Source organism: Pantoea sp. GM01 (assembly GCF_000282675.1).
In the GTDB taxonomy this organism is placed as follows: Bacteria; Pseudomonadota; Gammaproteobacteria; order Enterobacterales; family Enterobacteriaceae; genus Pantoea; species Pantoea nemavictus.
This window is the reverse complement of sequence record NZ_AKIU01000095.1, coordinates 1-8,790: the sequence shown is the minus strand read 5'-3', so window position 1 is coordinate 8,790 and position 8,790 is coordinate 1. Positions and strand designations below refer to the sequence as shown.

The following is an 8,790-nucleotide window of genomic DNA, read 5'->3' as shown; positions in this document are numbered from 1 at the left end:
TTTTCATCCCTGAGTTCCGCCTTACGCTTTAGCTTTTGGCATCTGCGACACCAGCGACAGGTTCACGTCCATGCCTTCCACCTGGAAGTGCGGAATGGCGAACAGCTTGACGCGGAAGAAGCCCGGGTTGTCTTCGATATCTTCCACCAGCACTTTGGCATCGCGTAGCGGATGTGAAGACTGCAGCTCGTCGCCGGGATCGGTCATCTCGGTCACCAGCGTGCGCACCCAGGTATTCAGCTCCAGCTCCAGCAGGCGGCGATCCTTGGTGGTGCCGATGTTTTCGCGCTGGATCAGCTTCAGGTAGTGCGCGATGCGTGACAGCAGGAAGATATACGGCAGACGCGCGTTGATGCGGCTGTTAGCGGTGGCATCGGCGGTGTCGTAGATTGCCGGTTTCTGCGTGGAATTAGCCGAGAAGAAGCAGGCGTAATCGCGGTTCTTATAGTAAGAAAGCGGGATGAAGCCGAGGTTGGCGAACTCAAACTCGCGGGTTTCCGGGATCATCACCTCAGACGGGATTTTCACCTGGTTGCCGGTGCCGAGATCGTAGAGATGGATCGGCAGATCTTGCACCGCACCGCCCGCTTGCGGGCCGCGAATTTGCACGCACCAGCCGTTGCTGATGAAGCTCTGCACCATGTTGGCAGCAAAAGCGAATGAGGCGTTGGTCCACAGATATTTGTCGTGGTCCGGTCCTTTCACCTCTTCAACGTAGTTGAAGCTGCGCACCGGCACGGTGTCCGGGCCGTACGGCAGACGACCAAGCACGCGCGGCATGGTCAGGCCGATGTAGCGTGAGTCGTCGGGTCGCGGAATGATTTCCACTTGATGTATTCAGCGCGGTCAAAGTAGTTGCCGATGTCTTTGATCGCCGCCACCTCTTCCATCGAATCTTTCAGGAAGAACTGCGGGCCAACCGAACCGATAAACGGCATGTGCGCCGAAGCAGCCACTTTCGACAGGTTACGCAGCAGCGCCACGTCCTGCGCGGAAGCATCAAACTCGTAGGCAGAAATCACCGCACCAATCGGCTCACCGCCCGGCGTGTCGTATTCCGCAACATAAGTTTGCAGGTAAAGGCCGCTCTGGATAATTTCCGGCGCGTCTTCAAAGTCCTGACGCAAATCGTCTTTCGACACGTCCAGCACTTCGATTTTCACGTTCTGGCGGAAGTCAGTTTTATCCACCAGCGACTTCAGGCCGCGCCACGCCGATTCCACCTTCTGGAATTCATCGTGATGCATCACCGCGTCCAGTTGGCGACTGATCTGGCGATCCAGCTCGGCGATGTGATGATCCAGCAGGTTTTTATCCAGCTTTTCCACTTTCGCGCCGCTGATTTTCAGACGCGTCAGGAACACCTGCATCGCTGCGGTGACACGCTCGTCGGCGGTGGCATCCGACATCGCCTGGTTGTCCTGCCAGACATTCAGGTCACTCAATTCTGACACCGGATTGAGGTTAATTTTTTCAAACAGCGACGCATAGACGCCGCCCGCAGCAGGGCGATCCAACACGGTGGTTGCGCCATTGGCATGGGTTTCATTCTGAACTGACATCAGCATTCTCTCTCAATAGTCCGTTACGGGGATGTTTAGGCTTGATCGGTGGCTAACGCAGACAGTTCGCTGCGCAGTTCGTCGCTGAGGGCGGGATCTTTCAGGATAACTTCCAGCTCCTTGCGGAAGGTGACGTTATCCAGCAGGTTGGATTTGAGGTCGCGCAGCAGATTGCGCATCGCCAGCATGGCGCGCAGCTGGGGGATTTGGCGCGCAACCTGCTCCGGCTCGAAGTCCTTCATGTCGCGGAAGTTAAGCGCCACGCTCTCTTCGCTGCCGTCGCCGGCCAGCGTATTTGGCACGGCAAAGGAGACGGCCGGCGCGATATCGGCCAGCACGCTGTTGAAGTTGTTTTTGTTGACGTTGATTTTTTCGCGTTCAGACAGCGGGCGATCTTCGGCGCCGTTGCTGAAATCGCCGGTCACCAGCAGCTTAAGCGGCAACTCGGTCTTCTTAGCGGCTGAACCCGTGTGCAGGTCAAGCTTCAAATTAATACGTGCCTTAGGGATTTCATTCTGGTAAGAGTTGCTCATGTTTACTCCTTGTAAAAATGGCGCGGAAAGCACGCGTAGGCACACTTTCCCTGTGTGTTACCGCGCGAATATATAGCTGGTATTTTTGGAAGGCAACTAGGCGAAGTGATCTTTGTGATCTGATTTATATAGGAAATTTCTTAAGTATTGGATTAAGTGACTGATGAGCACTATAAAAACACCTAGGATTATTCCCAAAAATATTTTTAGATTTTGGGGCCACTCATCACGAAAGATACTTTTACAGGAATCAATAATACAATGGCGCTAATTGTTAACGAAGGGTGATTTTGTGAAACCGAAGTGTCGCAACCATTGCTCCCGCTGGACGCTGCAGGAATTACGCTATGTTGAGAAAAATTATCAGAAAGATGGTGCAGCGAGCGTCGCATTGAAGCTGGGCAGATCGGCAAATGCAGTCCGAAGTCAGGCCTCTTCAATGGGCTGCAGCAAGGGTCCCCGCGAACTTTGGACTGATGAAGAAATGGAAATCCTGCGCATCAACTATGCACGTGGTGATGGGATCAGCTCAGTTATGCAACTGCTACCGGGAAGATCACGAAAAACCATTTTCCACAAAGCTATCACTTTAGGAATATCCAGCGCTCGCAACTGGAGCGAAGAAGAATGCCTGATTCTTGTTGAGTACTATCCGGTCCTTGGAACCAAAGTGGGAAAAATGATTGGCCGCACGGCTGAAGCGGTGAGAATTAAAGCCTCCGATATGGGGATCAAAGTTGAAGGATTAACACCAGCCCGTAAGTGGAGCGAGGATGAAACCTCTCTGCTACTGAAAAATCTGGATAAAACTCCGGCTGAAATTAGAAGTTTATTTCCAGACAGAACACCAGCATCCGTCAGTAAGGCGAGGCTCAAATGGAAAAAGAAATTGCAGCGGCCATAATTAGACAGTGCCAGATCATCCCTGATCAGGCAGAAATCATCCCTTTTAAATTCATCAAATTCATCCAGTTCAAAAAAGGGGTGCTCTGATTATTCCACCTGACCGGCATCATCTGAGTGGTATGCGTTGGTAGTAGTATTCAATGAGTTCTGGCCCTCCAATTATCGAGTGGATGAATCGAACCTGCTTACGCGGCGATGGAAATACCAGTTCATCATGCAATCCTTTCAAACCTTCCAGGATCGCAATAGCTTGATCAGACAAAGGCACACGATGCAGCACTCCAGCTTTCATTCGATCCGCCGGTACTGTCCAGACTTTCTTTTTGAAGTCGATCTCCTCCCATCGCATAAACCTTGCTTCACCAGATCGGCACGCTGTCAAAATTACGATCAGCAATAACGCTCTGGTCACATTGAAGCGTTCATCGGTCTGCACATGCTGTGCAATAAAGCCGGGAATCAATTTCCATGGCATTGCTGGATGATGTTCAGTGCGCACACTTTGCTTTGGCAGAAGATGGTCAACAACATCCACCGGGTTAGCAGTACAGTGACCATGAGCCCAAGCCCATTGCATCACCGCATGGATGCGCTGTCTTACCCTGCTGGCGGTCTCAGCTAGCGTCAGCCAAATTGGGCGCAGCAGCCGGAGTGATGTTCTCTATTGAGACACTACCTACTCGTGGAAACACGTAGCGCTCCAGGGATGATAGTCATTGCTTTTCATGCTTTTTATTACGCCAACCTGAGAGTTGCTCCTGATGCACTTTCCGGGCTGCTTCTTCAAAAGTAGGAATGTTGACTTTTTCCGCCGCAATCCTCTTCAACTCAAGCGGATCAATACCAGCCGCCAGTTGTTCACGCATGGATTGAGCCACTTTCGCTGCCTCAGCAATGCTGGTCTCTGGATAAGTGCCCAACCCTGCTTTACGGCGTTTATTGGTAACTGGGCTAACGTAACGTAACACCCATTTGCCATGCCCTTTGGTTGAAGATGCGTGGAGTGTCAGACCGGTGACGCCGCCATGCGGCAACGGTTTATCGTCAGGCTTAATATGCCTGGCTTTAGTGTCTGTGAGTAATGCCATTTTGATTGCTTCCTGCTCAAGCTGGTATGCCATCCAGTATGCCATTTATAATGCATTTCTACTGGATGGCCTGAAACAGATTTGGACGGATTTATGGATAACCCACTGTTATAGTGAGAATTATTGGACAGGTTAGGAATGGAAAAGATTTGAATCAGGCGGCCCCTTTCACTGCCACATTCTAAAGAAGAGTCTGAACTTACGTTCAGACTTTTTTTTGCCTATTCTCTTCAAAAACGTTGAAGCTGGGCGTGCTTAAGCCATCCCGTTCTGCGAATTCTCTCCCTTATCAATCGTTAAAATTGAATCAGTTACACTCTTTCACAACGCCATGTCGTCACAATCAGGCTGATTTGAACTCCATCACATTTTTGCAAAAACTCAGGACGATTTAAAAGTAATCGATTACTTTCTATTGTAGCTTTGTAATCGATTACTTTTAACTTTATGGAGAGACTATGTTAGCCCGATTACTCATCAGTAGTTGCCTGGTGGCGTCTGCTGCGCTCTGCTCGTTTTCTGCAGCGGCCGCTGAGGTGGATAACGAAATTGCCCTGCAGATGTATACCCTGCGCAACGTTGGCCCGGCCGAGAAGCAGTTTGCGATGGCGCATGAAGCTGGCTTTAAACATGTCGAAATCGTCGGCACCCATGACCTGAGCGCTAAACAACTCAGCGCCTTGCTGGAGGAAAATCACCTCACCGTCACGTCATCGCACGTTCAGCTCGCTGCCCTGGAAAATGATTATGCGCAGACCGTTGCCTTTAATAAATCGGTCGGCAACCGCACCATCATCGTGCCGTGGATTGAACCGGAAGATCGCCCAGATAGCACACAAGGCTGGATAGATTACGCCCAGCGCCTGGACGCAATGGGCGCCAGATTGCGCCACGACGGCATACAGTTGGGCTATCATAATCACAACTTTGAGATGAAAAAGTATGCTGGCATAACCGCGCTGGAAATCATCCTGAATCACACCTCGCGTGACAACCTGAAGCTGGAGATGGATGCCGCCTGGGTATCGCGCGGTGGTCAGGATCCGGTGCGTTTTCTGCGGGCATATCCGGGCCGGATCTACGCCATCCACGCCAAGGACAATGCCTCGATCGGTATCCGTGATGATGAAATGAACTTCGCGCCACTGGGTGAAGGTCTGCTGGACTGGTCAGCAATTCTGCCTGCGGCAAAGGCTAGCGGGGTGAAATGGTTCATCATCGAACATGACAAACCCAAGGATGCGTGGAGCATAATCACCACCTCGCTGCGCAACCTGCGCACAGCGCTGCAAACGCTGCCGCACTAAGCTGTTTTAGGCACTGGCACGCTCAATCAGGTGCCCCTGCATAATCACCCGTTCCGGTGCGGAATGTGGTTGGTCAATTTTGTGCAGCACCAACCTGCAGGCCTGGCGGCCAATGTCGCGTGAAGGCTGCGCCAGCGTGGTCAGCGGCGGCGTGACCATCTCGGCCAGTTCGGTACCGTCGAAACCAGCCACGGCAATATCCTCAGGCACGCTGAGTCCTGCCGCCTGAATCGCCGCCATCGCCCCAGCCGCCAGCGTGTCTGACACCGCAAACACCGCATCCGGGCGTTCCTCACCGGCTAGCAGTGCCATCATGGCGTGTTTACCGGCGTTGAAGCTCAGCTCGCTGGCATAACCGATTGCCTGCCACGCCAGCTGATGCAGTTCCAGCTGTTGCAGATATCCCTGCTGGCGCAGGCGGGCATATTTATAGCTGAGATCGTGATTGATCAACGCAATACGTTTTCGCCCTTTATCCGCCAGATAGCGCACCACCTCCTGCGACGCATCGCTGTCGTTAATGCCCACGCAGGAGATCTCTCCGGCATCGGCATATTCGGCGCACTGCACCCACGGCGTGCTGGCTATTAGATGACTCAATTCCGGTAATTTACTGAAGGCGTCCATGGTGATGATGCCATCGACCATTTTGCCGGAGAGCAGTTGCAGGCTGGAACGCGAGCGCTCGATATCCGAGCCGGAGTTGCACAGCAGAATGCGGTAGCCGTTCTTCTCCGCCTCTTCTTCGATACCTTTCACCACCTCGGCACAAAACGGGTTCGAGATGTCGGAGACCATCACCAGAATCATCGAGCTGCGAGCAGTACGCAGTTGGCGCGCCAGCAGATTGGGTTGGTAGTTGCTCTCTTTAATCGCCTGCAGCACTTTCTCGCGATTTTTGTCTTTAACCGTGTCGCTGTTATTCAACACGCGTGACACCGTGGCGACGGAAACGCCCGCCAGACGAGCGATTTTTTGAATGGACATGGCAGCAACTCATACGAAATCAGATGACACGCAGGCTACCATAAATCTGCGTGAACAATAAGTTAGCCCGACCAGCACGCTGCCGTTCGGGCTAAACGTCAGGCGCTGACGCGCACCCAGCGCTGCTGCTGATGGCTCTGCACAATGGCATCAACAATCGCCATCACTTGCGCCCCATCGTGGAAGGTGGCAAACCCAGCCGCCTGGGTTGCGGGCGGTTTGCCCTGCTCCACCGCCTGATAAAACTGCTGCATCATCGCGCGGAACGCATCCGGCCAGCCTTCAATGTGTCCGCCGGGAAAACGCGCCCGGCCCGCCACATCCGGATTCATCAGCGCGGGATCGTCCGACAACAGCTGGTTAGCCTTATGGCGATGTCCCAGCCACAGCTGCTGCGGCGTTTCCTGATCCCAGGCCAGCGCGCCCAGGCTGCCGTTAACTTCCAGGCTAAGGCGATTTTTACGCCCGGCGGACACCTGCGACACGCTGAAACTGCCTTTGCTACCGTCGTCAAACCGGAACAGCACAAAGCCCATGTCCTCGGTGGTCACCGGGCGCGATTCATATTGCGTTTCGTCACTCTGCGCGCCGAAGGTGGCAGCACCGGCAAGGCTGGCCTTGCGCGTCGGCCAGACAATCGATAAGTCGGCCATCACCTCAACAATTTTGCGTCCGGTGACGAACTGGATGGTATCGCACCAGTGCGAACCAATATCCGCCACCGCGCGGGATGCACCACCCTTCTCCGCATCCACCCGCCAGTTGTAGTCGGTCTCTTCCAGCATCCAGTCCTGCAGATAGCTGCCCTGCGCTGAGAACAGTCGCCCCAGCTGTTGGTAACGCACCATGCTCGCCGCCTGCTGCACCATGGCAAACTGGCGGTAGACAAAGCTGACGCCGTGTACCACGCCCGCCTTTTCGGCCAGTTCTACCAGTTCCTGCGCTTCATCCATGGTCATGCACAGCGGCTTTTCCGAGAACACATGCTTACCGGCGCCAATGATCTGCCGGTTGATCGCGGCGTGCAGATGGTTCGGTGTGCAGTTATGTACCGCGTGCAACCCTTCATGCTGTAAAAACGTCGCCACGTCACTGTAGGCGTGCGGCACATTGAGTTCTGCCGCACGCGCGGCAGCGCCACGCTGGCTGGCATCGCATATCGCCACCACGTTGATGTTGCCGAGGCGGCGCAGCGCTTCAATATGCGCGGGGCCAATAAAGCCGGTGCCGATAATGCCTACGTTGATCATTTAACACTCCCCTGTTCCAGACCCAGCTGTGCCCGCACGCTCGCCTGCTGGTCGCCCTGCGCGGCAAAATCATCAAAGGCGCGGTCGGCCACCGGTATAATGTGGCGCTGAATAAATTCGGCGCCTTCACGCGCGCCGGTTTCGCTCTCTTTTAAGCAGCACTCCCACTCCAGCACCGCCCAGCCGTCATAGTCGTACTGCGCCAGCTTGCTGAAGATCCCTTTGAAATCGACCTGGCCATCGCCCAGGGAACGGAAGCGCCCGGCGCGATCGATCCAGCGCTGATAGCCGCCGTACACGCCGCTGCGCCCGTTAGTCAGGTACTCGGCGTCTTTTACGTGGAATGCTTTGATGCGCTGATGGTAGATATCAATAAACTGCAGATAATCAATGTGCTGCAGCAGCAGATGGCTGGGATCGAACAGAATGTTGCAGCGTGGATGATGATTCACGCCAGCAAGAAAACGTTCAAAGGTCACGCCATCGTGCAGATCTTCGCCCGGATGGAGTTCATAACAGACGTCAACGCCGTGACGATCAAACTCGTCCAGCACCGGCAGCCAGCGGCGCGCCAGCTCGGCGAACGCCTCTTCCAGCAGCGCCGGATTGTGTGGCGGCCACGGATAGAGATAGGGCCAGGCAAGCGAACCCGAAAAGGTCGCGTGCGCGCGCAGCCCCAGTTTCGCTGATGCCGCCGCCGCCTTTTTCACCGTCTCAATCGCCCATGCCGTGCGCCTGGCGTTATTGCCGCGCACCTGCGCCGGCGCGAAGCCGTCGAAGGCCACGTCATGCGCCGGATGCACGGCAATCAGCTGCCCTTCAAGATGGGTTGATAACTCACTCACCTGAAGATCGTAGGTTGCCAGCAATCCGCTGACCTCATCGCAATAGGTCTGGCTGGTTGCCGCCCGATCCAGGTCAAAAATCGCCGGATGATTGCAGGGGATCTGCAAAGCCTTGTAACCCAGTGCCGACGCCCATTGCGCCAGACCTTCCAGCGAATTAAACGGCGCATGTTGTCCGATAAACTGCGACAGAAAAATACCCGGTCCTTTTAACGTTTTCACGTACACCTCCAGTTAATCAAGCCGCTTCATCCCGGTATTTAAAGGTGAAGAGGAAAAGAATGGCGATCGCCGCCGCCGCAACGGCGGGGG

General features: G+C 54.3%; 6 protein-coding genes and 2 pseudogenes. 2 read left to right on the top strand and 6 right to left on the bottom strand.

Annotation, left to right across the window (positions count from 1 at the left end; genetic code table 11):
• Window positions 1–21 precede the first annotated feature (21 nt).
• Both tssC and tssB read right to left on the bottom strand, forming a co-directional pair.
• Window positions 22–1,568 (bottom strand): annotated as a pseudogene (gene tssC / locus PMI17_RS23925) (type VI secretion system contractile sheath large subunit).
• A 29-nt stretch (window positions 1,569–1,597) separates the two neighbouring features.
• A complete protein-coding gene (gene tssB / locus PMI17_RS23920) occupies window positions 1,598–2,095 on the bottom strand; it encodes a type VI secretion system contractile sheath small subunit (RefSeq protein WP_007893879.1) in 498 nt (165 codons plus the stop codon).
• A 292-nt stretch (window positions 2,096–2,387) separates the two neighbouring features.
• Here tssB and PMI17_RS23915 point away from each other — a divergent pair, with 292 nt between their 5' ends.
• The gene (locus PMI17_RS23915; RefSeq protein ID WP_157178903.1) at window positions 2,388–2,999 is read left to right on the top strand and encodes a hypothetical protein; all 612 of its coding nucleotides are present in this window, start codon (window positions 2,388–2,390) and stop codon (window positions 2,997–2,999) included.
• A gap of 183 nt (window positions 3,000–3,182) precedes the next feature.
• On the opposite strand, the pseudogene PMI17_RS25485 reads toward PMI17_RS23915, so the two are convergent.
• A pseudogene (locus PMI17_RS25485) lies at window positions 3,183–4,089 on the bottom strand (tyrosine-type recombinase/integrase); the annotation flags it as partial.
• A gap of 458 nt (window positions 4,090–4,547) precedes the next feature.
• On the opposite strand from PMI17_RS25485, the gene PMI17_RS23905 reads away from it, so the two are divergent.
• Window positions 4,548–5,396, top strand: coding sequence for a sugar phosphate isomerase/epimerase (locus tag PMI17_RS23905; RefSeq protein ID WP_007893870.1), 849 nt, complete (start codon window positions 4,548–4,550; stop codon window positions 5,394–5,396).
• Between the two features lie 6 nt (window positions 5,397–5,402).
• Here the strand turns inward: PMI17_RS23905 and PMI17_RS23900 are convergent, their stop codons facing one another.
• From PMI17_RS23900 to PMI17_RS23890, 3 genes are all read right to left on the bottom strand, one after another.
• The gene (locus tag PMI17_RS23900; protein ID WP_007893868.1) at window positions 5,403–6,383 is read right to left on the bottom strand and encodes a LacI family DNA-binding transcriptional regulator; all 981 of its coding nucleotides are present in this window, start codon (window positions 6,381–6,383) and stop codon (window positions 5,403–5,405) included.
• A 98-nt stretch (window positions 6,384–6,481) separates the two neighbouring features.
• Entirely contained in the window at window positions 6,482–7,633 is a 1,152-nt protein-coding gene (locus tag PMI17_RS23895; RefSeq protein WP_007893866.1) for a Gfo/Idh/MocA family protein, read from the bottom strand.
• Window positions 7,630–8,700 (bottom strand): sugar phosphate isomerase/epimerase, encoded by a 1,071-nt coding sequence (locus tag PMI17_RS23890; protein WP_007893864.1) that lies wholly within the window; start codon window positions 8,698–8,700, stop codon window positions 7,630–7,632. The genes PMI17_RS23895 and PMI17_RS23890 overlap by 4 nt, the downstream gene beginning before the upstream one ends.
• Window positions 8,701–8,790 lie beyond the last annotated feature (90 nt).

What these genes read in the sequence shown, in the direction of transcription:
- tssB (WP_007893879.1), bottom strand. Translation starts at nt 2,095, where the DNA reads ATGAGCAACTCTTACCAGAATGAAATCCCTAAGGCACGTATTAATTTG.
- PMI17_RS23905 (WP_007893870.1), top strand. Translation starts at nt 4,548, where the DNA reads ATGTTAGCCCGATTACTCATCAGTAGTTGCCTGGTGGCGTCTGCTGCG.
- PMI17_RS23900 (WP_007893868.1), bottom strand. Translation starts at nt 6,383, where the DNA reads ATGTCCATTCAAAAAATCGCTCGTCTGGCGGGCGTTTCCGTCGCCACG.
- PMI17_RS23895 (WP_007893866.1), bottom strand. Translation starts at nt 7,633, where the DNA reads ATGATCAACGTAGGCATTATCGGCACCGGCTTTATTGGCCCCGCGCAT.